The sequence below is a fragment of the Streptomyces sp. NPDC057682 genome, assembly GCF_042799575.1.
GTDB lineage: Bacteria > Actinomycetota > Actinomycetes > Streptomycetales > Streptomycetaceae > Streptomyces.
In genome coordinates this window covers 639,295-661,197 of the sequence record NZ_JBHVIN010000001.1, presented here as the reverse complement: position 1 = coordinate 661,197, position 21,903 = coordinate 639,295, and the positions used below count along the sequence as shown (strand labels likewise).

14 protein-coding genes, 1 tRNA gene and 1 riboswitch are annotated in these 21,903 nt (G+C 74.6%); of the genes, 9 read left to right on the top strand and 6 right to left on the bottom strand.

The features are described from left to right. Window positions 1-298 precede the first annotated feature (298 nt). Window positions 299-2,338, top strand: a complete 2,040-nt coding sequence (locus ACFVDM_RS02800; RefSeq protein ID WP_383632060.1) for a sigma-70 family RNA polymerase sigma factor — start codon at window positions 299-301, stop codon at window positions 2,336-2,338. Window positions 2,339-2,365: 27 nt separating this feature from the next. Here ACFVDM_RS02800 and ACFVDM_RS02795 read toward each other — a convergent pair whose 3' ends face one another. Together ACFVDM_RS02795 and ACFVDM_RS02790 are read right to left on the bottom strand one after the other, a co-directional pair. Then, window positions 2,366-5,740: a BTAD domain-containing putative transcriptional regulator gene (locus ACFVDM_RS02795; protein ID WP_383632057.1), complete on the bottom strand. Its 3,375-nt coding sequence runs from the start codon at window positions 5,738-5,740 to the stop codon at window positions 2,366-2,368. A gap of 100 nt (window positions 5,741-5,840) precedes the next feature. Next, entirely contained in the window at window positions 5,841-7,952 is a 2,112-nt protein-coding gene (locus tag ACFVDM_RS02790) for an asparagine synthase-related protein (protein WP_383632054.1), read from the bottom strand. Window positions 7,953-9,252: 1,300 nt separating this feature from the next. On the opposite strand from ACFVDM_RS02790, the gene ACFVDM_RS02785 reads away from it, so the two are divergent. From ACFVDM_RS02785 to ACFVDM_RS02770, 4 genes are all read left to right on the top strand, one after another. After that, entirely contained in the window at window positions 9,253-10,851 is a 1,599-nt protein-coding gene (locus tag ACFVDM_RS02785; protein WP_383632051.1) for a sporulation protein, read from the top strand. Window positions 10,852-10,996: 145 nt separating this feature from the next. Then, entirely contained in the window at window positions 10,997-12,253 is a 1,257-nt protein-coding gene (gene lhgO, locus ACFVDM_RS02780; protein ID WP_383632156.1) for an L-2-hydroxyglutarate oxidase, read from the top strand. Between the two features lie 4 nt (window positions 12,254-12,257). Beyond that, window positions 12,258-13,094, top strand: coding sequence for a tRNA (guanosine(46)-N7)-methyltransferase TrmB (gene trmB, locus ACFVDM_RS02775; protein ID WP_383632153.1), 837 nt, complete (start codon window positions 12,258-12,260; stop codon window positions 13,092-13,094). A 112-nt stretch (window positions 13,095-13,206) separates the two neighbouring features. Beyond that, window positions 13,207-14,850, top strand: coding sequence for a PrsW family glutamic-type intramembrane protease (locus ACFVDM_RS02770; RefSeq protein WP_383632048.1), 1,644 nt, complete (start codon window positions 13,207-13,209; stop codon window positions 14,848-14,850). 96 nt (window positions 14,851-14,946) lie between these two features. Here the strand turns inward: ACFVDM_RS02770 and ACFVDM_RS02765 are convergent, their stop codons facing one another. The 4 genes from ACFVDM_RS02765 to ACFVDM_RS02750 form a co-directional block, all read right to left on the bottom strand. Next, window positions 14,947-15,891, bottom strand: a complete 945-nt coding sequence (locus tag ACFVDM_RS02765; protein ID WP_383632045.1) for an aldo/keto reductase — start codon at window positions 15,889-15,891, stop codon at window positions 14,947-14,949. 151 nt (window positions 15,892-16,042) lie between these two features. Beyond that, a complete protein-coding gene (locus ACFVDM_RS02760) occupies window positions 16,043-17,167 on the bottom strand; it encodes a M23 family metallopeptidase (RefSeq protein WP_383632042.1) in 1,125 nt (374 codons plus the stop codon). Between the two features lie 11 nt (window positions 17,168-17,178). Next, a riboswitch (cyclic di-AMP (ydaO/yuaA leader) is annotated at window positions 17,179-17,334 on the bottom strand. Window positions 17,335-17,549: 215 nt separating this feature from the next. Further along, a complete protein-coding gene (locus ACFVDM_RS02755; RefSeq protein WP_383632039.1) occupies window positions 17,550-18,722 on the bottom strand; it encodes a PP2C family protein-serine/threonine phosphatase in 1,173 nt (390 codons plus the stop codon). A gap of 189 nt (window positions 18,723-18,911) precedes the next feature. After that, window positions 18,912-18,985, bottom strand: a tRNA-Met gene (locus ACFVDM_RS02750). A gap of 445 nt (window positions 18,986-19,430) precedes the next feature. Between ACFVDM_RS02750 and ACFVDM_RS02745 the strand changes: the two genes are divergently transcribed. The 4 genes from ACFVDM_RS02745 (at window position 19,431) to ACFVDM_RS02730 (ending at window position 21,901) form a co-directional block, all read left to right on the top strand. After that, window positions 19,431-19,895: a hypothetical protein gene (locus tag ACFVDM_RS02745; RefSeq protein WP_383632036.1), complete on the top strand. Its 465-nt coding sequence runs from the start codon at window positions 19,431-19,433 to the stop codon at window positions 19,893-19,895. A gap of 157 nt (window positions 19,896-20,052) precedes the next feature. After that, complete coding sequence (locus tag ACFVDM_RS02740; protein WP_383632033.1) at window positions 20,053-20,457, top strand: SHOCT domain-containing protein; 405 nt, start codon at window positions 20,053-20,055, stop codon at window positions 20,455-20,457. Window positions 20,458-20,613: 156 nt separating this feature from the next. Beyond that, window positions 20,614-20,991 carry a peptidase inhibitor family I36 protein gene (locus ACFVDM_RS02735; protein WP_383632030.1) on the top strand — a complete coding sequence of 126 codons (378 nt, stop codon included), beginning with the start codon at window positions 20,614-20,616 and terminating at the stop codon, window positions 20,989-20,991. 4 nt (window positions 20,992-20,995) lie between these two features. After that, on the top strand, window positions 20,996-21,901 hold the full coding sequence (locus tag ACFVDM_RS02730; protein WP_383632027.1) for a hypothetical protein: 906 nt from the start codon (window positions 20,996-20,998) through the stop codon (window positions 21,899-21,901). The last annotated feature ends 2 nt before the right edge of the window (window positions 21,902-21,903 follow it).

The following is a 21,903-nucleotide window of genomic DNA, read 5'->3' as shown; positions in this document are numbered from 1 at the left end:
GTGGGCCGGCAACGGCACGCCCGGTCCGCGGCGGCTCCCCGGCGTCCGAGGGGGCGTCCGGGGACGGCCCGGGGCGTGTCCGGAGAAGGGCGGTCTTCGGCCATCTCGTGCCGTTCCACCCCAACTGCCCCGTCAACACGTGCCGTTACTCCTCCCCCTCACGGGTGTCTTTTAGAGCTCGCCTGCGGGAAAACTCCCCGGATGAGTGGTTGCCGGGGCTGAAAGGCGGCGGCTCCCGCGCTCTGTGGCACGCTTGCCCGGTATTCGGGGCCGAAAAGCGCATACGGGGGCGTCCGCGATGAGCGGTGACGGGCAGCAGGAAGAGTCGCTCGAAGGTTTCTCCAGCGGTGGCGGCACGGGGACGGACGGCCCGGCGGGCCGTCGGGCGGAGGGCCGGAAGGGACCGCGCGCCCCGGAGTCCGACGAGGACGGCGGCGGCACGGTGCTGCCCGGCCCCTGGTCATCCGCGCCCGTCGAGACCCTGGCCGACGCGGCGGACACCGCGCGGTCCGGCGCGATCGACGCCGCGGCAGCCGCGGCCGTGCCCATGCAGCGGAGCCCGGTGAGCGGTTCCGCGGCCACCGGGCCGGGCGCCGCGCCCGGTGACGCGGCGCCGTCGGACGCGCAGTTGATCCAGCGGATGCGCGGCGGCGACGACCTGGCGTACGAGGAGCTCTTCCGGCGGCATTCGGACGCCGTGCGCCGCTACGCGCGTACCTGCTGCCGGGACGCGCACACGGCGGACGACCTGACGGCCGAGGTCTTCGCCCGGACCCTGCAGGCGGTACGGGGCGGCAAGGGGCCCGAGGAGGCCGTGCGGGCCTATCTGATGACGGCCGTCCGCCATGTCGCCGCCGCCTGGACGAGAACGGCGAAGCGCGAGCACCTGGTGGACGACTTCGCGGTGTTCGCGGCGCAGGCCGTCCGCACCTCCGAGGTCTCCGACGCCGACACGCTCGACCTCGGCGCGGACGTACGGGCCATGCACGAGGCAGAGCAGTCGATGGCGATGCAGGCGTTCCGGAGCCTTCCCGAACGCTGGCAGGCGGTGCTCTGGCACACCACGGTCGAGGAGGAGTCGCCCAGCGACATCGCCCCGCTGTTCGGGCTGACCGCGAACGCGACGTCGGTGCTGGCCAGCCGGGCCAGGGAAGGGCTCAAGCAGGCCTACCTCCAGGCCCATGTGAGCCAGGCGCTGACCGCCGGGGGCGACTGCGCCCGCTACGCCGACCGGCTCGGCGCCTACGCCCGGGGCGGGCTGCGGATGCGGGCCGAGCGCGGACTGCGCGGCCATCTGGACGCCTGTGAGAAGTGCCGGCTCGCCGCGGGCGAACTGGCCCAGGTCAACGCGGGCATCCCCGCGCTGCTCCCGGTCGCGGTCATCGGCTGGTTCGCCGCCGGGTACGCGCTCAAGGCCGCCGGGGTCGTGGCGGGCGGTGCCGTCGGCGCCGCCGGTGCGGGCGCGGCGGCGGCGGCCACCGGCAGCGGTTCGTCGGCGGGTTCGTCCGCCGGCGGGGCCGCCGTCTCCGAGGGGCTCGGTGCCCCGGCGAAGGCCGGAATCGCGGCGACCGTCGCGGTCGCCGCCGCGGCCGGTCTGGTGTGGGCCCTGGTCGGGGACGACCAGCCCCGTCCCGAGCCGAAGCCCGTCGCCAAGCCCCCGGCGGTGGCCCCCGCGGTGCCGTCCCCGACCCCGCCGACGCCCACCCCGACGCCTCCCGTGCCCGCCCCGCCGCCCCCGGAGCCGACGCCGACCCCCAGCCCGACACCGACGCCCACACCCACACCCACACCCACACCCACACCCACACCGACGCCGCCCCCCACGCCGACGCCGACGCACACGCCTCCGCCGCCCGCACCGGAGCCGCCCCCGACGACGCCTCCCCCGCCCCCGCCGGCACCGGAGGTGTACCAGGTCAACGAGCTGGCCTACACCCTGCTCGGCGACCACTCCGGCCCCGAGGTGGTGCTCGGCGAGAGCAGCTGGGTCTGGCAGCGGTCCGCGCTGTCGATCGGCGGCACGCGGTACGCGCACGGGGTGACCGTCAACGGCAGGTCCTCGGTGAACATCCAGCTCAACCGGGCGTGCACGCGGTACGAGGCGATGGTCGGCGTGGACGATCTGACCCGGGGGCTCGGCTCCGTGCGCTTCTCCGTGTTCGGCGGGGACGGGACGCGGCTGTGGCAGTCCCCGGTGGTCAACGGCGGCGACCCGGCCGTTCCGGTCGGCGTCGGCATCGAGGGGCAGGAACGGATCCGGCTCGTCGTCGAACCGGCGGGCCCCTTCGGCGGGATCGCGCTCGCCGACTGGGCCGACTCGCGCATCACCTGCGTCTGACGGGCGGTGCGGGGCGGGCGGACAGGGTTACGGGAGGTCCGCCGTGATGCCTTTCAGCAGCTCGATGGCGTCGTCCAGGGTCAGGCCCCGCCCCGCGGTGTGCTCCTCCTCGTACCGTGACGGCCCCAGCTCCTCCCGGGCCCGGCGGGCCACGGCGTCCACCTCGGCCTGCTCGCCCTCGGCCCGCAGGACGGGCAGCCGCCAGACGTCCGCCGCGGCCAGGAAGCGTACGGCGGCGTCGGTGCGGCCCACCTGCGGCAGCACGGTGGCCAGACCGTCCGCCAGATAGCCCGTGACCATCTCGGGGCACTGCGCGTCCCGGGACACGACCAGCGTCTCCAGCAGGGCGCGCGCGGCGGCCGCGGGGCCGCCCCCGGGCTCCGGTTCGCGCAGGGCGATCCGGGCCGACACCCCTTCCTGCATGACGATGAAGTGGGAGGCGGGGCCGCCGCGCACGTTCTCCTCCCGGGCGACGGTGAGGAACCGGCGGGCGGCCGCCGGATCGCCGCGGTGGAGCGCCATGACGGCCCGCAGGTAGTAGACGTACGACGTGGCGTCGCGGGTGTGGTGCCGCTCCGCCTCGGTCTCCGAACGGTCGAGGTCCCGCTCGGCGGCGGCCAGATCGCCGGTGCGGTAGGACAGTTCGGCCAGCCGGGCCAGCAGGAAGGGGGCCTCGGCGTGGGCGCCGACCTCGCGGGCGAGCAGCAGCGCCTCCGCGTAGTCCTGGCGCGCGTCCTCGTAGCGGGCACGCATCATGTTCGCCTCGGCGGCGGCGCTCGCGACCTGGGCGCGCATCCAGCGGTCGCCGACCCGGCGGCTCAGCCGGCGCAGTTCGGCGAGGTCGTCGTCGACTCCGGGCATGCCGCCGGGAGTGTCGACGACCATGTGCGTACGGAACATCAGCGTGGCCCCGTACTCCCACTCCCCGCCGTGGACGCGGGCGTTGTCGACGGCCCGGTCGATCTTCAGCCGGACGTCCGCCGTGGTCCAGGTGAGGAACGAGGTCATCGGCCAGAGCAGCCCGGGGAAGCGGGCGCCCTGCTCGGCGGAGCCGGCGAACGCCTGGGCCACCCGGCCCATGAGGGCCTGGAGCCCGGGATCGTCGGTGTCCACATCGGCCGCCCGGGAGTCCATCCCCAGGAAGAACCACACCATGTGCACGTTCATCCGGGGCCAGTAGCGGGGGTCCGTGTCGTCCTCGGGGTCCGTGCCGAGGGCGAGGGTCCGCTCGGTCCAGGTGAGGCCCTCCACGCGGTAGTTGCGCAGCCACCAGAACCAGGCCATGCCCATGACCAGCCGGGTGGCGGCCGGTTCACCCGGCGGCCCGGCGGCGATGGCCCGCTGGAGCGCCGCCCGGATGTTGTCCAGGTCCGTCTCCAGCCGCTGGATCCAGCGCAGTTGGTCGCCGGAGCGCAGCCGGGGCTCGGCCTCCTCGACCACGGCGGTGAAGTACGCGCTGTGGGCGTCCTCGGCGGCGGACCGGGTCTCGGGGGTCTCGGCGCAGCGCTCGATGGCGTACTCGTGGATGGTCTCCAGGAGGCGGTAGCGCATCGTGCCGTCCGCCGCCGGGGCGGCGACGACCAGGGACTTGTCGACCAGGGCGCCTATGAGGTCCGCGGTGTCGGCGCGGGGGCCGCCCGGTCCGGAGGGGGTGGCGACGACGGCCTCGGCGGCGGCCAGGTCCCAGCCGCCCGCGAAGACGGAGATCCGGCGCAGGGCGGTGCGCTCGTCCTCGTCCAGGAGGTCCCAGGACCAGTCGACGACGGCCCGCAGGGTCTGCTGGCGGGGCAGTACGGTGCGGCTGCCGCCGGTCAGCAGGCGGAAGCGGTCGTCGAGCCGGTCGGCGATCTGGCGGGGGCCCAGCAGCCGCAGCCGGGCTGCGGCCAGTTCGATGGCGAGCGGCAGTCCGTCCAGCCGGCGGCAGATCTCCGCGACGGCCTCGGGGTCGTGCGCCGGATCGTGCACGGGGTCGAAATCGGGGCGCACCGCCCGCGCGCGCTCCGTGAAGAGCCGCAGCGCGGGGTCGGCGGGGAGCGGGTCGACCGGCCGGACGGATTCGCCGGGGACGCCGAGCGGTTCGCGGCTGGTGGCGAGGACCCGCAGGTGCGGGCAGCGGGTCAGCAGGGTCTCGGCCAGGGCGGCGGCCGCGTCGACGACGTGCTCGCAGTTGTCGAGGATCAGGAGGACCGGCCGGGGCCTGCTGCCGTGCGCGAGGTGGTCGACGAGCAGATCGACCGGGTCCGTGCGCAGCACCGGCCCGTCGTGGGTGCCGTCCCGCAGCAGGGACGTCTCGCGCAGCCCGAGGGCGGAGAGCACGGCGCCGGGGACGGCGTCGGGGTCCTCCACCGGGGCCAGTTCGGCGATCCAGACCTCCCGGGGGCCCGTGGCGGTGCGCTGCTCGTGGGCGGCGGACTCCTCGGCGAGCCGGGTCTTCCCGGAACCGCCGGGTCCGGTCAGCGTGACCAGCCGGGACCGGACCAGGTCCGCGCGGATCGCGGCCAGTTCCGGTTCGCGCCCCACGAACGAGGTGAGCCGGGGGCGGAGATTGCCCCGGGCCGGTTCCGGTTCCGGCTCCGGCGGCGGCCGCCGCTCCGGGGCGGGGGCGGGCGGTGGCGGCGCGGGTGCCAGCAGTTCCTGATGGAGGGCGGTCAGCTCGGGCCCGGGATCGGTGCCCAGGCCGTCGGCGAGGGTGCGGCGCGCGTCCTCGTACGCGGCGAGCGCGTCGGCCGGCCGGCCGTCGGCGCGCAGGGCGCGGATGAGCTGCGCCCGGAAACGCTCGTCGTAGGGGTGCGCGGCGGTGAGTCCGGCCAGCTCGGCAACGAGGGCGGCGGGGGCGGCGCCCGGAACAGCGGGGGCGGCGCCCGGAGCGCGGCGCGGCTCCTCGGGGCCCGGTACCGCCGCGCACCGCAGGTCGGCCTCCACGCGGCGTTCCAGTGTGGCCAGCCGGTGGGCCTCCGGGCGCAGGGCGTGGCCCCGGTCCGCTTCGGGGAGGTCGGCCAGGGCGGGGCCGCGCCAGAGCGCGAGCGCGGTCCGCAGGGTGCGGGCGGCGGCCTCCGGGGCGCCGGACTCCAGCTCCGCCGCGCCCTGCCGGGCCAGCTTCTCGAAGACGTACAGGTCGACGTCGTCCGCGCCGGCGGCCAGCCGGTATCCGCCCGGGGAGCTGGTCAGGGCCTCCCGTCCCAGCACCCGGCGCAGCCGGCCCACGAGGGCCTGGAGGGCGGCGGGGGCGTCGGCCGGGGGATCGTCCGCCCAGACGTCGTCCACCAGCTCGCCGATCGGCACGGCACGTCCCGGCTGCAGGGCGAGCGAGGCCAGCAGGGCGCGCAGGCGCGTGCCGCCGAGCGGCAGCACGCCACCGCTCTCGTCTCGCGCCTCCGTGACGCCCAGGATCAGATACCGCACTCCGCCATTGTGTCCCCCCGCTCGGACACCGGTACGGATACCTGCGCGGAGGGCCGCGTTCCGTCCGTACGGCTCCGGAAGCGCGCCCGGAGCGCCGGTCTCAGCGCTGGAGGGAGCGGCGGGCCGGGGCGACGCCGCCGGCGACGGCGCGCTGGCGGGGGGCCGCCGTGCCGGTCCAGCAGGTGCCGCGGCGCGACACCAGGCGGCGCAGCCAGAGCTCGGTGGAGGCGAGGTCGGCGAGGCCGTCCAGCGGCAGGGGTTCGCCCTCGGAGGCCGCGCGCAGGGCCTTGCGGACCACGCGGGCCTCGACCAGTCCGGCGTCGGCGAGCAGCGGGGCGTCGAAGAGGGCGATGAGCTCGGGCAGGGCGGCGCGCAGTCCGGTGCGGTTGACGGCCGTGGAGGTGGCGTGGGAGGGGGTGCCCCAGCCGGGCGGCAGGTCGTGGATGCCCGTACCGGCCAGGACCCGGCGCAGGATCGCGGCGCGGGCGCCGGGCTGGACCCGCAGGGACTCGGGGACGGCGCGGGCGGCGCGGACGACCTGGTTGTCCAGGAAGGGGGCGTGCAGGCGCTGGCTGCGCACCTCGGCGGCCTGTTCCAGGATCCGGTGGTCGGCGGCGTGGCGGGCCAGGGCCGCCCTGGCGCGGGCCTCCCCGGGGCGCTGGACGGAGGTCGGGCGGATCGCCGCCTCCTGGAGGCGTACGGAGACCTCCGCCAGGGCCTCCCCGGTCAGCCAGCGGGCCGCCGGTCCCGGGCGGGACCAGGCGAGCGCGGCGAGCGAGGCGTCGGCGGGGGTGTCGAGGCCGGGGGTCAGGCGGTTGGCCTCGGGAAGGCGTCCGGCCGCCGTCTCCAGGCCGGTGCGGAAGGAGGTGCGGGCCAGTCTGCGGGCGGCCCGGTAGACGGTCAGCGGGACGACCAGGGAGTGCGCGGAGGGGCCTTCGGCCCGTGCGAGGGCGGCGACCGGGCGCACCAGATGGCGGCGTCTGCGGTCGATCAGGAGATCGGCGAGGCGGGCCGGGTGGGCGTCCAGGACCTGCCGGGCACCGTCGCCGACGAAGTGGTCGGCGCTGCCCGCCGCGAGCCTGCGGCGGTGTCGCTCGACGAGGACGAGGGAGGGGGCCGGTTCGTCGGTGAGCGGACCGTTCGCCAGATCCGCGTACGGCAGGGCCTCCTCGCCGGCGGCGACCACGACGTGGTGCAGCCTCGGGTTGGCGGCGATGGCCCGCGCCCGTTCGAGTTCGTCCTCGTGGGCGCGGGTGGTCAGATCGTTGAAGGTGACCGCGAGCAGCCGCTCCCCGGCCCCGGTGCCGTGGCCCAGGATCGTGCCGGGCAGTCCGGGAAGGCCGGCGGCGAGCAGGGCGAGCGTCGCGGACGCGCTGCCGCCGGAGAGGTCGGAGCCGATGCCGGGGACGGGCGCGCCCCGGGCCGCGCGGCGCTCGGCCGGGCCCATGCCGGGGACCGGCCCCGGGTCGGGCGGCAGGGTCTCCGGGGCGTGGCGCGGGGCGAGCAGCCGGGCCCGCACGGCCTCGACGAGGGCGTCGCGCACCCCGTCGACCGCGCTGACCGGGTCGGTTTCGGGTGCGGCGACGGCGAGGGAGGCCACGGCCTCGTAGCCGGTGATCTCGCGCGAGCCCTCGCGGAGGATCAGCGCGTGTCCGGGCGGGATGCGCTTGACCCCGGCGTACGGGGTGCCGTCGCGCAGGGCCTCGGGGGTCTCGGGGCAGGCCAGCAGGGCGGCGAGGTGGCCGATGTCGAGCTGGGCCTCGATGAGGTCGGCGAGGGGGAGCGCGGCGGTGGCGTAGGCCGTACCGCCGGCCCACGGCGTGTAGAAGACCGGCCGGGCGCCCGCGAGGTCCCCGACGACGGTGATCCGGCGGCCTATCTGGACGACGGCCGTGTAGCTGCCGGTCCAGGCGGTGAGGTGGCGCAGGGCGCCGCCGCGGGCCGCGAGGAGTCCGACGCGCAGCTGTTCGTCGGTGGCGCCGCAGCAGCCGAGGACGGCGAGCCGTGCGGTGGGGGCGCCTTCGGCGGTGTCCACCCGTACGGTGCGGATCTCGTCGGGCCGCCAGTCACCGACCGCCCAGAGGGGATCGGGGTCCCCCCAGAGGAGTTGCGAGCCGACCGGGTGCATCGTGCGCCCGTCGTCGTCCGCGCCGACCGCTCCGGCCGTGCCGAAGCTCGCGGCGATACTGCTCCAACCCACCAACCAACGCATCGCCGCCTCCACAGGCTGTGGACGAAGGGGCGCAGCGAAGCAGTCGCGGGAACTCCGGTCACGCGCGGCGCCGTTGCGGACATGCTGCCACGACAACGGCGTGCGGGAGTGGCTACGGGCGGCGCACGTCGTACGGGCATGCGCCCCTGGCAAGGGCCGGAGCACGGCCGCGGGCCCCGGACGGGGTGTGCAGCCCGCGCGCGTCGTCCCCGTGATCAACCGCGGCCGGGCCTCCGGCGGTTGTCCGGACCCCCCGAGGGCCGGGCAGCGGCTGTGATCCGGCCGGAAAGCCGCTGCCCGTCCGGCCGTTCGCGACGATGTCCGCGAATCGTCCGGCCCAACCGTGCCGGACCGATGACATCCGGCCAATCTCGGGAGGGACGGGAACCGGTCGGGCGGTCAATCACCGCCCCACGTAAGCCAGTTCATCCCGGTTTGCTCCCGGGAGGCTTCGGCGGACCGGCACCCGTCCCACGGCCGCCGCACCATTCGACGGCCGGGGCGGACACCGTTCCGCGACCGGTCCCGCACTTCCGTTCACGCACAGTCCGGGAGGCGAGCCCCACCTCCCGGACCGGTCCGCCGCCTGCGGGGAAATGAGGCGGCGGGATTCCCCCAGCCCGCCGCTTCCGGAGCGACGGGCCGACCCACGCAGCACCCATGCAAGCGCTCCCGCCGGGGCCCGGCCAGAGCGCACGGCCGGGCGCACGGCCACACACCCGGGGCACGCGCGAACCCCTCGCGGGAGCGCTTCCCCGAGGCCGTGGCACCGACCGCCCGGGACCGCGCCGCGCCGCGCGCGCCCCGGGTCCGCCCCTGGTCACGGCCGGGCCGCCCGCTCGGAGCCGTACCCCGCGGCCTCCGCGACCACCCCGCCGCCGACAGCCCGCGACCCGGCCGCGCGCCCACCGGCCGGCCGCCGGCCGGACCGCCGCGGACATCCGCCGACGGGCTCCACACCCCCTCCCCGGGGCCCCCTCCGTTCCTCCGCCGCTCCTTCGCGGGCCCTCCGCCCCCCGCTCGCCCCACCCGTCCCCCGCACCTCTCATGTCACTCGGCACGCCCCGGACGGCCGGGACGGACAACAATCCCGCCATCCGGACGTCCGGCCCTTAACGGTAGGGATGCGGCGAACTACGCTGGGTTTACTGATGTTCTCAGCAGGGGGGCATATTCCCCGGGGCTCGGCCATATGCGTGTGCGGCCGGTGTGACGGGGTTCGTCCCTGGGGAGAACCCGGTACGAATGCCGCGCGCCGCAACGGTGACGCGGCTGCCGTCTGTGTGTCGAGGGGTGGCGCATGTCCAGGGAGCAACGCGGACCGAACGACAAGCTCGGAACCGTTCTCGCCCTCGCGGGAATCAGCAACGCCGGGCTCGCCCGGCGGGTCAACGACCTCGGGGCGCAGCGCGGACTGACACTTCGGTACGACAAGACCTCGGTGGCCCGGTGGGTCTCCAAGGGGATGGTGCCGCAGGGCGCCGCGCCCCATCTCATCGCGGCGGCGATCGGCGCCAAGCTCGGCCGGCCGGTCCCGCTGCACGAGATCGGGCTCGCCGACGCCGATCCGGCGCCCGAGGTCGGGCTGGCCTTCCCGCGCGACGTGGGCGAGGCGGTCCGTTCGGCGACCGAGCTGTACCGGCTGGATCTGGCCGGACGCCGGGCGGGCGGTGGCGGCATCTGGCAGTCGCTGGCGGGCTCGTTCTCGGTCAGCGCCTACGCGACGCCGGCGTCCCGCTGGCTGATATCCCCCGCCGACCCCTCGGTGGCCCGCGCCGCCACGGCGGCGGTGACGGCCCCGGCCGCGCAGCGGAACGGCACACAGGGCGCACGGGGCGCGTCGGGGGCGCAGAGCCCCGGCGGCACACCGCCCGGCACACCCGGGACGCTCCTGTCCCCCGGTGTGCCCGCTCCCCCCTCCGGGTACGGGGCGGCGATCCCCGCGCAGCCGGGACCCGACGCCGCGCACGACGCCTCGCCGCTGCGGGTCGGCCACAGCGATGTCTCCAAACTGCGGGAGGCCGCGCAGGACGCGCGCCGCTGGGACTCCAAGTACGGCGGCGGCGACTGGCGTTCGTCCATGGTCCCGGAGTGCTTACGGGTGGACGCGGCACCGCTGCTGCTCGGCTCGTACAGCGACGACGTCGGCCGGGCGCTCTTCGGGGCCGCGGCCGAGCTGACCCGGCTCGCCGGCTGGATGGCCTTCGACACCGGCCAGCAGGAGGCCGCGCAGCGCTACTACATCCAGGCCCTGCGCCTGGCCCGCGCCGCCGCCGACGTCCCGCTGGGCGGCTACGTCCTCGCGTCCATGTCCCTCCAGGCCACCTACCGGGGCTTCGCCGACGAGGGCGTCGACCTCGCCCAGGCCGCCGTCGAACGCAACCGCGGCCTGGCCACGGCCCGCACCATGAGCTTCTTCCGCCTGGTCGAGGCGCGGGCGCACGCGAAGGCGAACGACGCGCCGGCCGCGGGGGCCGCGCTGAAGGCCGCCGAGAGCTGGCTGGAGCGCTCCCGGGACGGCGACGCGGACCCGTCGTGGCTGGGCTTCTACTCGTACGACCGCTTCGCCGCCGACGCCGCCGAGTGCCATCTCGACCTGAAGGCCCCCCGGCAGGTGCGGCGCTTCACCGAGCAGGCGCTCTCCAGACCCACCGAGGAGTTCGTCCGCTCCCACGGTCTGCGGCTCGTCGTCTCGGCCGTCGCCGAGCTGGAGTCCGGGAACCTGGACGCGGCCTGCGCGGCGGGCACCCGGGCCGTGGAGGTCGCAGGGCGCATCTCCTCGGCCCGCACCACCGAGTACGTACGCGATCTCCTGCACCGGCTGGAGCCCTACGGGGACGAGCCGCGCGTGGCCGAGCTGCGGGAACGCGCCCGGCCGCTGCTGGTCGCCCCCGCGTAGATCCCGTCCGGCCCGCCGCCGGACCGGACCGGGGCGGCGGGGCCCCGCCCCCGCCGTGCGGGCACGGGATGCGCCACGCTGTGCCCGCGGGGGTTTGAGTGCGTTGTCAGTGGGCCAGTGCACTATCGGGGTGGGAGGTGGCGTGGTGATGACGCACGCGGCGTACGACTGCGACGTGCTGGTGATCGGCGGCGGGATCGTCGGCCTGTCGACCGCGTACGCGCTCACGCGGAGCGCGCCGGGCACCCGGGTGACGGTCCTGGAGAAGGAAGCGGCCCCCGCGCTCCACCAGACCGGCCGCAACAGCGGGGTGATCCACAGCGGGATCTACTACCCGCCGGGCTCCCTCAAGGCGCGGTACGCGGTCCGCGGCGGCGCCGAGATGATCGACTTCTGCCGCGAGCACGGCATCCGGCACGCGGTGACCGGCAAGCTCATCGTGGCCACCGAGCGCTCCGAGCTGCCCCGGCTCCACGCCCTCGTCCAGCGCGGCCGGGAGCACGGACTGCCGGTGCGCGAGCTGGGCCCCGCGCAGATCTCCGAGCACGAGCCGCACGTCCGCGGCCTCGCCGCGATCCGGGTGGGCACCACGGGGGTGTGCGACTTCGGCGCGGTGGCGCACCGGTTCGCCGCCGAGGTGCGGGACGCCGGCGGCCTGATCCGCTTCGGCGCCGAGGTCACCGCGATCGACCGGCGCCCCTGGGGCGTCGCGGTCCGCACGGCGGACGGCCTGGTGGTGCGGTCCCGGGTGCTGGTCAACTGCACGGGGCTGCACTGCGACCGGGTGGCCCGGCTGGCGGGCGACGACCCGGGCATGCGGATCGTGCCCTTCCGGGGGGAGTACTACGAGCTGACCCGCCCCGAGCTGGTGCGCGGCCTGGTCTACCCCGTGCCCGATCCCGCCTTCCCCTTCCTCGGCGTCCATCTCACCCGGGGCCACGACGGCGGTGTCCACGTCGGCCCCAACGCGGTCCCCGCACTGGCCCGCGAGGGCTACGGCTGGCCGGTCGTCCGCCCCCGCGAACTGCTGTCCACGCTCAGCTGGCCCGGCTCCTGGCAGATCGCCCGCAGACACTGGCGGTACGGGGCGGGCGAGGTGCACCGCTCGCTGTCGAAGCACGCGTTCACCGCCGCCGTGCGCCGGCTGCTGCCCGAGGTCACCGAGGCCGATCTGCGCCCCTCCCCCGCCGGGGTCAGGGCCCAGGCCGTGCTGCGCGACGGCACGCTCGTCGACGACTTCCTGATCCGCGAGGCCCCGCACACCGTGCATGTGCTGAACGCCCCGTCCCCCGCCGCCACCGCCTCGCTGCCCATCGGACGGGAGGTGGCACGCAGGGCGCTGCTCCGGGCACGGGCGACGGGGTGGAAGCCGCCCGCCGTAGAATCGGGGCATTGTGTCTGAGCCCATGAACTCCCCCGCGACGCCCCCCGCCGGTTCACCGGACGGCCGGGAGGCCGCCACCGCCGGTATCCCGGACGAACTGCGCGCCGCCTCGCTGGACCGCGCGCGCCGACTGCGCCAGGAGCCCCGCTTCCCCGGCGGCCCCTCGGCCGACCCGGCCGGATCGCACCACGAGCGCCGCATCCGCAGCTTCCAGCCGCGCCGCAGCCGGGTCACGACCGGCCAGCAGAACGCGCTGGAGCGGCTCTGGCCGAAGTGGGGCCTGGACATCGACGGGCTGAGCGTCCTGGACCTGCCCACGCTGTTCGACGGGCTCCCGGTGGTCCTGGAGATCGGCTTCGGCATGGGCGAGGCCACCGCCCAGATGGGCGCCGACGACCCGGGCACCGGCATCCTCGCCGTCGACGTGCACACCCCGGGCCAGGGCAATCTGCTCGGCCTCGCGGACCGCAACGGGCTCACCAACATCCGGGTCGCCAACGGCGACGCGATCATCCTGCTCCGCGAGATGCTTCCGCCGGACGCCCTCGACGGGATGCGGGTGTACTTCCCCGACCCGTGGCCCAAGGCGCGCCACCACAAGCGCCGACTGATCCAGCCGGAGTTCCTCGACCTGGCGGCTCAGCGGCTGAAGCCCGGCGCGGTGCTGCACTGCGCGACCGACTGGGAGCCGTACGCCGAACAGATGCTGGAGGTGCTGACCGCGCACCCCCGCTTCGAGAACACGGCGGCCGACGGCGGTTACGCGCCACGGCCCGCGTTCCGGCCGCTGACCCGGTTCGAGGGCCAGGGGCTGGACAAGGGCCATGCGGTCCACGACCTGCTCTTCGCGCGCCGCTGACGGACGGGGTACGGGCGGACGGGGTACGGGCGGACGGGGCGTGGCCGTCGTCCGTCGGCCGGTTCGTCCCCGCTCCATGGCCGTTGTCGGTCCCGGTCGTTAGGGTCGAAGGGTGTCCGACGGGTCCGTGCAGCAACAGCGGCAGCCGGCCGTCCCGGTGCTCGAGGAGCAGCGGGTCGGCGAGATCCTGGCTGCCGTGCCGGAGCGGGGCCAGTGGCGCTACCGGCCGCGCGGGGTCGGCATGCTGTGGCGGAGCCGGACCCTCCGCGTCGTCGCCGTCTTCACGGTGCTGGCGCTCTGCGGACTGGTGATCCTCGCCCTGGTCCGCGACCAGACCGGGACCCGGGGCTTCCTCGTCGGCCTCGGACTGGCCGTGCTGCCCGTTCCGGTGCTGATGACGGCCTTCCGCTGGCTGGACCGGGTCGATCCGGGCCCGTGGCGCACGATGCTCTTCGCCTTCGCCTGGGGGGCCTGCGCGGCCGCCCTGATCGCGATCCTGGCCAACTCGATGGCGGCACGGTGGATCGCCACGGCCACGGCGGACCCGGGGGACGCGGACACCCTGGGCGCCACGGTCATCGCCCCCGTGGTGGAGGAGAGCGCCAAGGCCGCCGCCGTGCTCCTGCTCTTCCTGTTCCGCAGACGGGACTTCGGCGGTGTCGTCGACGGGGTGGTGATCGCCGGCTTCGCCGCCACGGGCTTCGCCTTCACGGAGAACATCCTCTATCTGGGCAACGCCTTCGGCGAGGACCAGCAGTTGGGCTCGGGCTTCGCCTCGGTGACCGTGGCGACGTTCTTCGTCCGCGCGGTGATGTCGCCGTTCGCGCATCCGCTCTTCACCGTGCTGACGGGCATCGGCTTCGGCATCGCCGCCGACGCGGCCCGCCACCAGCGGCTGCGGCGCTTCGGGCCGCCCCTCCTCGGCCTGCTCCTCGCGATGGGCATGCACGCCCTGTGGAACGGATCCGCCTCCTTCGGGCCGTACGGGTTCTACGCCGTGTACGGGGCGTTCATGGTCCCGGTCTTCGGGCTGGTGACCTGGCTGGCGATCTGGTCCCGGCAGCGGGATCTGCGCACCCTGGGCGTCGAACTCCCGGCCTACGCCGCGGCGGGCTGGCTGTCGCCCGCCGAGCCGCTCGCCCTGTCCTCGATGCGGGCCCGGGGCATGGCCCGCGACATCGCGCGCCGCCTGCACCAGGGACCGGGGACGCACCCCTTCCCGGCCCAGCAGCCCCTACCGGCCCCCGCCCCGCCGCGGGGCCGCGCAGGGAAGGAGGCGAAGGCCCGCGAGAAGGCGGCGGCCCGTACGGTCGCCGAGTACGAGTCGTTCGCGACCTCCCTCGCGTTCCTGCGCCGCCAGGCCCGCCGGGGCACGGCCGGACCCGACTTCGCCGAACGGGAGCTGGAGCTGCTGCACCATCTGTGGCAGCGCCGCGGTACGGCAGGCCCCGCCCTGGTCCACGCGGCCCGAGCCACCGGCCGGCTCCGCCCCCGCTTCGCCCCGCCGGTGCCTTCGCCGTACCCGGGCCAGGCGTACGGGCCCCGGCCGCTCCCGTACGGGGGAGGCCCGGTGCCGTACCGGGGCGGCCCCGTCCCGTACGCCACCGGGCCCGTCCCGTACGCCACCGGGCCCATCCCGTATGCAGCCGGGCAGAGCCCGTACCCGGGCGGTCAGGCCCCGTACGAGTCCGGGCACGTTCCGCGTCAGGACGGCGGCCCGCTTCCCTACGATCCGCAGGCGGGCCCCCGGAGCTGACGGCTCCCGAGGCGGACGGTCCCCGAGGAGAAGGACGATGCCCCGACGGCCGCGGGGGCGTCGGGGCATCGTGTCGGCTTCGGGAGGCCGGTGCGGTCAGGCGGAGGCCTCGGTGAGGCGGGCCAGCTCCGCGTCGGTCAGGTGGAGGTCGGCGACGGCGAGCAGGGCGGGAAGCTGCTCGACGGTGCGGGCCGAGGCGATGGGCGCGGCGACGGTCGGCCGGGCGGCCAGCCACGCCAGCGCCACGGTGGCGATCTCCGCCTCGCGTTCGGTCGCCACGGCGTCCAGTGCGGCGAGCACCTTCTGCCCGCGCTCGGACTCCAGATGGGCGGAGGCACTGCCGGCGCGGGCGCTGTCGACGGTCGTCCCCGGGCGGTACTTGCCGGTGAGGAATCCGGCGGCGAGGGCGTAGTAGGGGACGGCCGCGAGTCCGGCGCGGGCGGCGGTCTCCTGGAGCTCGCCCTCGTAGGTGTCCCGGGAGACGAGGTTGTAGTGCGGCTGGAGGGCCACGTACCGGGCGAGGCCCTCGCGCTCGGAGAACTCCAGCGAGGCGCGCAGCCGCTCCGGGCTGATGTTGGAGGCGGCGATCTCGCGGACCTTGCCCTCCTTCACCAGCTGGTCGAGCGCGGTGATGATCTCCTCGACCGGGACGGTCTCGTCGTCGAAGTGCGTGTAGTAGAGGTCGATGTGGTCGGTGCCGAGCCGGCGCAGCGACTCCTCCGCACCGGCCTTGATGGTGGCGGCGGAGAGGCCCTTGTAGTCGGGGTGGGCACCGACCTTCGTCGCCACGACCACGTCGTCGCGGTTGCCGCGCGCGGTGAGCCACTTGCCGATGATGGTCTCCGACTCGCCGCCGACGTTGCCGGGGATCCAGGACGAGTAGGTGTCGGCCGTGTCGATGAAGTTGCCGCCACCGGCCGTGTAGGCGTCGAGCACGGCGAAGGACTGCGTCTCGTCGGCCGTCCAGCCGAAGACGTTGCCGCCGAGGGAGAGCGGGAAGACCTGGAGACCGGAGGTGCCGAGGGGGCGAAGAGAAGTCATGGGGAGAACAACCCTCCCCACCCGGGCCGCTATTCCGTGCCCGGTACACGGGAATACCCGGAAGCCCCCGGGCGCGGGCAGACCGGCAGCCCTGACGTCGGGGGGTCAGCGTCAGGGCTGCCGGGGTTTCTCAGAGCGCCTAGGGCGGCTGTCAGACGGTCAGACCGCGGGCGTTCAGCCAGGCCATGGGGTCGACGCCGGTGCCGTCCGCGGTGTGGACCTCCAGGTGGAGGTGCGGGCCCGTCACGTTGCCGGTCGCGCCGACGTTGCCGATGACGTCCCCGGTGGTGACCTTCTGGCCGACGCTGACACCGATCGAGGACTGGTGGCAGAACCACAGCTCGGTGCCGTCCTCCAGCTCCAGGACGGTGCGGTAGCCGTAGGACCCGGACCAGCCGGCCGACTTGACGGTGCCGGTGTGGATGGCCTTGATCGGGGTGCCCGTCGGGGCGGCGAAGTCGAGGCCCGTGTGGTAGCCGGAGGACCACATCGAACCGGCCTCGCCGTAGGTCGAGGTGATCGTGTACGAGGAGGTGGGGATGGCGTAGCTCGCGGCGAGCTTGGCCAGCCGCAGGGCCTCCGCCTTCTTCGCCGCCTCCTCGGCCGCCTTCTTCTTCTCGGCGGCGAGCTGGGCCTCGGCGGCGTCCTGCTTCTTCTTGGCCTCGGCCGCCGCCTTCTCGGCCGCGGCCTTCTCCTCGGCGGCCTTCGCCTCGGCGGCGGCCGCGTCCTGCTGCTGTTCGGCCTGCTGGAGGATGCGGGCGCGCAGCGCCTCACCGGCGTCGGTGGTGCCCTGCTCGGCCTCGGCGGTGGTCACACCGGCGGAGGTCAGCGGGGCGGCGGCGATGGCCGCCTCGGCCTTCTCCTCGGGGGACTCGGCCTTGTCGGACGAGAAGAGCGCGCCCACTCCGGGCAGCGACTTGGCGGCCGGAAGGTTGTCCGCGATGGAATCGGGAAGAGAAATGGAGACCGGCGGCTTGCTCTGGGCGGTGGCCATGCCCCCCGCTCCGACGGCCGCGATGACACCGACACCGAGGACGGTGGAGCTGCGGGCCAGACCGTTGCGCTGCTTGGCGACGCGGTGCCTGCCGCGTACGGGACGGATGGACTCCTCGGTGGGATTCCACTCCTCCCAGGCCTGATCGGACCCGGCCTCCTCGGCACGGAAGCCGGCCGCGAAGCCGTCGCCCCGATCGATCCCGCGCTCGGGCGCGAAGTCGTTGCCGTAGTCGTACCCGAAGCGGGAAGAGCCTTCGGGGGCAGGCTTGTTGGACGCCACGGAGGCGCACTCCTTTCCTTCCTTCTCGCCTACCGGGTTAGCTGACGGGTTCGGAGCAGGAAGGTCTCCTACGGGTTCCTCCGCCTCGACAGGCGAGACAGAGATGCCCGATTCACCCCATGTAGGTGGTTCCCCGGTTCCCTTGCGGAATTCGGCGCTCGCGCACGGTGCCGCCACTGACGGCGGTTGTGACAACCGCGCTGCGTTATCGAACGTTAATAGACAGGCGGGCTCGATTCCAAGCTGTTCCCCTTGATCGTTCCCGTCCTTGGCCTGGACTTTACGGGACACAACCGGGTGGAATCGGGCGAGTTCACCGCCCCTCGACGGCCACCCGGTTTCTGACAGTGCGTCAAATGTTATGCGGAGTGGGGTCTCTCGGTCACGGTCCGTGGCCCCGCTCGTCGCCCCTGCCGACGATCTTCACCGTCCTGCGCCGGTCGGGCTGCCCCTCGGCGGGCCGGGCGACGGCCAGGAGCGCCATGTCGTCCGTCGTCTCCCCGCCCGTGTGCAGCCGCACGTCCTCGGTGAGCGCCGTCAGCAGTTCCTCGGGTCCGGGGAAGATCCGCCCGCGCAGCCGGGCGGCGGGGTCGTAGAAGACCCCTGCGGCATCACGGGCCTCGGAGAGGCCGTCCGTGTAGAAGAGGAGCATCGCCCCGGCCGGCAGCTCCCACTCGTCGGTCCGGTCCGGCCACGTCCCGAGGTCCAGCCCGAGGGGCAGCGCGGGCACCGAGGGCGTCAGCACCTCCAGCGCCCCGTCGGCGTGCAGCAGCAGGGGATCGGGGTGGCCCCGGTTGACGATGCGCACCCGGCCCGCCCCCGGCGGGATCTCGGCCAGGACGGCGGTGATGAACCCCTCGAAGGCGTCGAGGCCCCCGCGCGCGTCCGCCTCCCGGGCCAGCGCCCGCTCCAGCCGCACCGCCACCCCCGCCGGGCCGTCCTCCTGCTCGGCGGCCTCCCGGAAGCAGCCGATGGCCACCGCCACCGCCCCGACCGCGTCCAGCCCCTTGCCCCGTACGTCCCCGACCAGCAACCGCACCCCGTGCGGGCTGTCCGCCACCGAGAACAGGTCGCCGCCGATGTACGCGTCCGCCTGCGCCGCCTCGTACCGCGCGGCGACCCGCAGCCCTCCGATGCGCTCGGCCGGGGTCGGCAGCACGGCGCGCATGGCGGTCTCCGCGATGACCCGGGCGGAGGCCAGCTGCTCGTTGCTCCGCCGGACGACTCCGTTGATCACGACGGCGAGGACGGAGACGGTGAGGACGGTGAGCAGTTCGATGACGATCACGGGACCGGGCAGGTCCTGGTGCTGGATCCGCAGGAGAAACAGGGCCAGCAGGGCGGCGGCGCCCGTCCGGATGGTGCTTACCCGCGAGAAGAACGGGGCGGCGATCAGCGGAGCGGCGGCGAACAGCGGGATCGCGGTGTACCGGGGCGGGGTCAACGCGTCGGACAGCACACCGCCGATGATCATCAGCGCGGGAAGCGCGCGGACGAACCGGCGGGCCGTGATGCCCCCGGCCGGCCCCGCCCCCCGCTGCTCCCGCGTCCCCACCTGTCTGGCCTCCTGCCCGGCGCCTCCATGGCCACGGCCGGTGCCGCACCACCGCCGCCCCCAGGTTTCCCCGGGCGGGAGCGCGGGGCGAACGCTCATCGGCAAATGGGGGAAGAGAGCGCGGGCCACCGGGCCCCGCACACGCATCAGGCCCGGCACGCTGCATGCGTGCCGGGCCTGATGTTTCAGTAGCGGGGACAGGATTTGAACCTGCGACCTCTGGGTTATGAGCCCAGCGAGCTACCGAGCTGCTCCACCCCGCGTCGGTGAACACAACTCTACGCCATCCCCGGCGCACCTGTGACCACTCACCCCGTTCACCCCCTCCGCACCCCCCGTGCACACGCGCCCCGCCCCCTTCTCCCTACGCGCCGGAGTGCGCTCCACCTGCACGTCCTGCGCGCACCAACACCCCATGCCGCCAAGGGAGTAGAAACCAGCCATCCCGAACACACGCCCTCTCGGCCACCCTTGGAGAGCGGAATCAGGGCCTCCCGGCGGCACGCGCGGGTGCAGGCCGACCGTCGGTCCGTCAAGGTGTGGAAAGCGAGAAGGTGTTGCAAGGAACACGTGTTCTGCCGCAAGGTAACTGCTGCATCCCCCGGTCCGGTGGGCTGCCCGTGCGAGCAGGCCGCCGACCGCGCATGTCATCGCGCCCGGACGCCTCTCCCGGCCTCGCGTCGCAACCCGTCTGGAGGGCCCTCGACGATGACCGCTCCGCTCACCTCTGACCACGCCCCCGCTTCCCCGGCCGCCCCGGCCTCCCCCGTACGCGCCGCCGCCACGGGCGGACTCATCGGCGGCGTCATGGGCGCGGTGATGAGCGCGGTCGTGAACTACTTCGCGATCGGCCTGCCGGGCAGCGAGTCCGTCAACGCGGTCAACCACGCGATATCCGGCCTGATCAGCGGCTTCATCGCGGGCTTCATCGGCATCATGACCCACAGCAGGAAGACGGCGGCGGAGGCCGCGGCGCCCGCCGCCCAGGCCGCGCCCGCCACCCAGGCGGCGCCGGCGGCCGAGCCCGAGGCGTCCCCGGAGCCCGCGGCATCCGCCGGGTCCGAGGAGCCCGCGAAGGCCGAGGCGTCCACCGAGTCCGCCGAGTCCGCCGAGTCCGAGGATTCCTCGAACGCCGAGGAGCCCGCGAAGGCCGCCTCCGTACCGGAGAAGTAGCCGCCGCCCTCCGGCGCCGCGCCGCACAGCCCCTCGCCCGGCCCCTCCCTCTCCCCCGCACGGCGGAAGGGGGACCACACCAACGGGCGAGGGGCTGAATGCGGTGATATGACTGATTTCAGTTTCAGCCATTTCGACGCTGCGCCAGGAGTGGACGATGGACGACTACCCCCTGCTCAACCTGTTCTGGACCATGCTCTGGTTCTTCCTCTGGATCATGTGGCTGTTCCTGCTCTTCCGGGTCATCATGGACATCTTCCGCAGTGACGACCTCGGCGGCTGGGCGAAGGCGGGCTGGCTGATCCTGGCCCTGGTGCTGCCGTATCTGGGTGTCCTGATCTACGTGATCGCCCGGGGCAAGTCCATGGGGCAGCGCGACATGAAGGACGCGAAGGACCGCGAGGCCGCGTTCAAGGCGTACGTACGGGATGCCGCGGGCACCTCGGACGCGCAACGCGCCGGCGGACACGTCGACGATCTGTCCAAACTGGCGGACCTCAAGGCCAAGGGCGCGATCTCGGAGGACGAGTACCAGCGCGCGAAGACCAAGCTGCTGGCCTGACCGCACAACACCACGGCGCCGGACCTCACCCGAGGACCGGCGCCGTGGAGCTGAACCGCCCCGCGCGGAACCTGAAAGATTCGAGGTACCCGGGGGCCGTCCCCCCGCCCAGAGTGAGGGCTGCTCGACCAGCGACTCACAACGGGAGGACCTCACATGATCAGGAAGAAGATCGCCGCGGTGGTGGGCACGGCGATGCTCGCGGGACTCGGCATCGCGGCGACGGCGACGCCGGCCAGCGCGGCGTACGGCGACTGCTCCCCCGGGGCGCTGTGCGCCTTCCTCGGCGACGGCGGCGCGGGTGACCCCGGCGAGGTGTCCGGGAACAACAGCAACCTGCTGCAGTACTACAAGTTCGACAACGCCGAGTCGGTCTACAACCACGGCAACGAGTGCGATGTCCGCATCTACAGCGGGACCGGCTACACCGGCTACTCGTTCATCCTGCACCGCGGCAAGGTGGTCTCCAACCTGGACACCTGGTACAGCGGGCACTACGCCGACAACGTCGCCTCCAACAAGTGGGTCTGCTGACCCCATGCGCACCCTGCTGTGGCCGGCCGCCGCAGTGTTCCTCGTCGCCGGGTGCTCGACGCCACCCGGCGGCGGGGCCGCCGCGCAGCACCGGCCCGACCCGCGCCCGCTGGACCGCGTCCTCGACGTCACCGCCGCCCAGTCCGCCGCACTGCACCGCGCGGAGGAACAGGAGGTCCGCACCTGCATGACGGCACGCGGATTCGCCTACGCCGTGAGGCCCGTCAGTGACGCTCGCAGGTCGGCGACCCCGAGCCCGTACGGCTTGCTGACCGAGAGCCGGGCCCGGCAGAACGGTTACGGGCTGACGGTGGACCGTCTGCGGAAGCGCCCGCCCGACCCGAACGCCCGTCGGCTCGCCGCGCTGAACGATCACGACCGCCGCGTCTGGGAAGCGGCCCTCCAGGGAGCCCCCGACGGCCCCCGCGAAGAGATCGCCCTCCCCGACGGCCCCACCATGTCCGTCTCCACCGACTCCTGCGTCACCGCAGCGACCAGGGCCCTGTACGGCGCCTCCTGGGAGCGGAACCTCTTCACCCTCCAGAACCTCGCCAACACCGTCGTGGCCGACGCCCTCGCCCACCCCCTCGTCAGGGCGGCGGAGCGGAAGTGGGCGGCGTGCATGCGCGACCAGGGCTTCCCGTACGAGAACCGCCAGGACCCGCTCAGGGCCCTGGAGAAACGCCTCACCGCCGCCGGCACCGATCAGGCCGCCCTGCGCGCCACCGGCCGCGAGGAGTTGAGGATCGCCGGACAGGACGCCGCCTGTCAGGCCGAGTCCGGCCTCGCCGAACGGATCCTCCGCGCCCAGAACCGGATCGAGAAGGCCCTCCCGCCCGTGCGCACCTCCGTCCTGGCCGATGTGCGCACCGCCCGGCGCAGGGCACTGGAGCGTGCGGAGCGGGCCTGAGT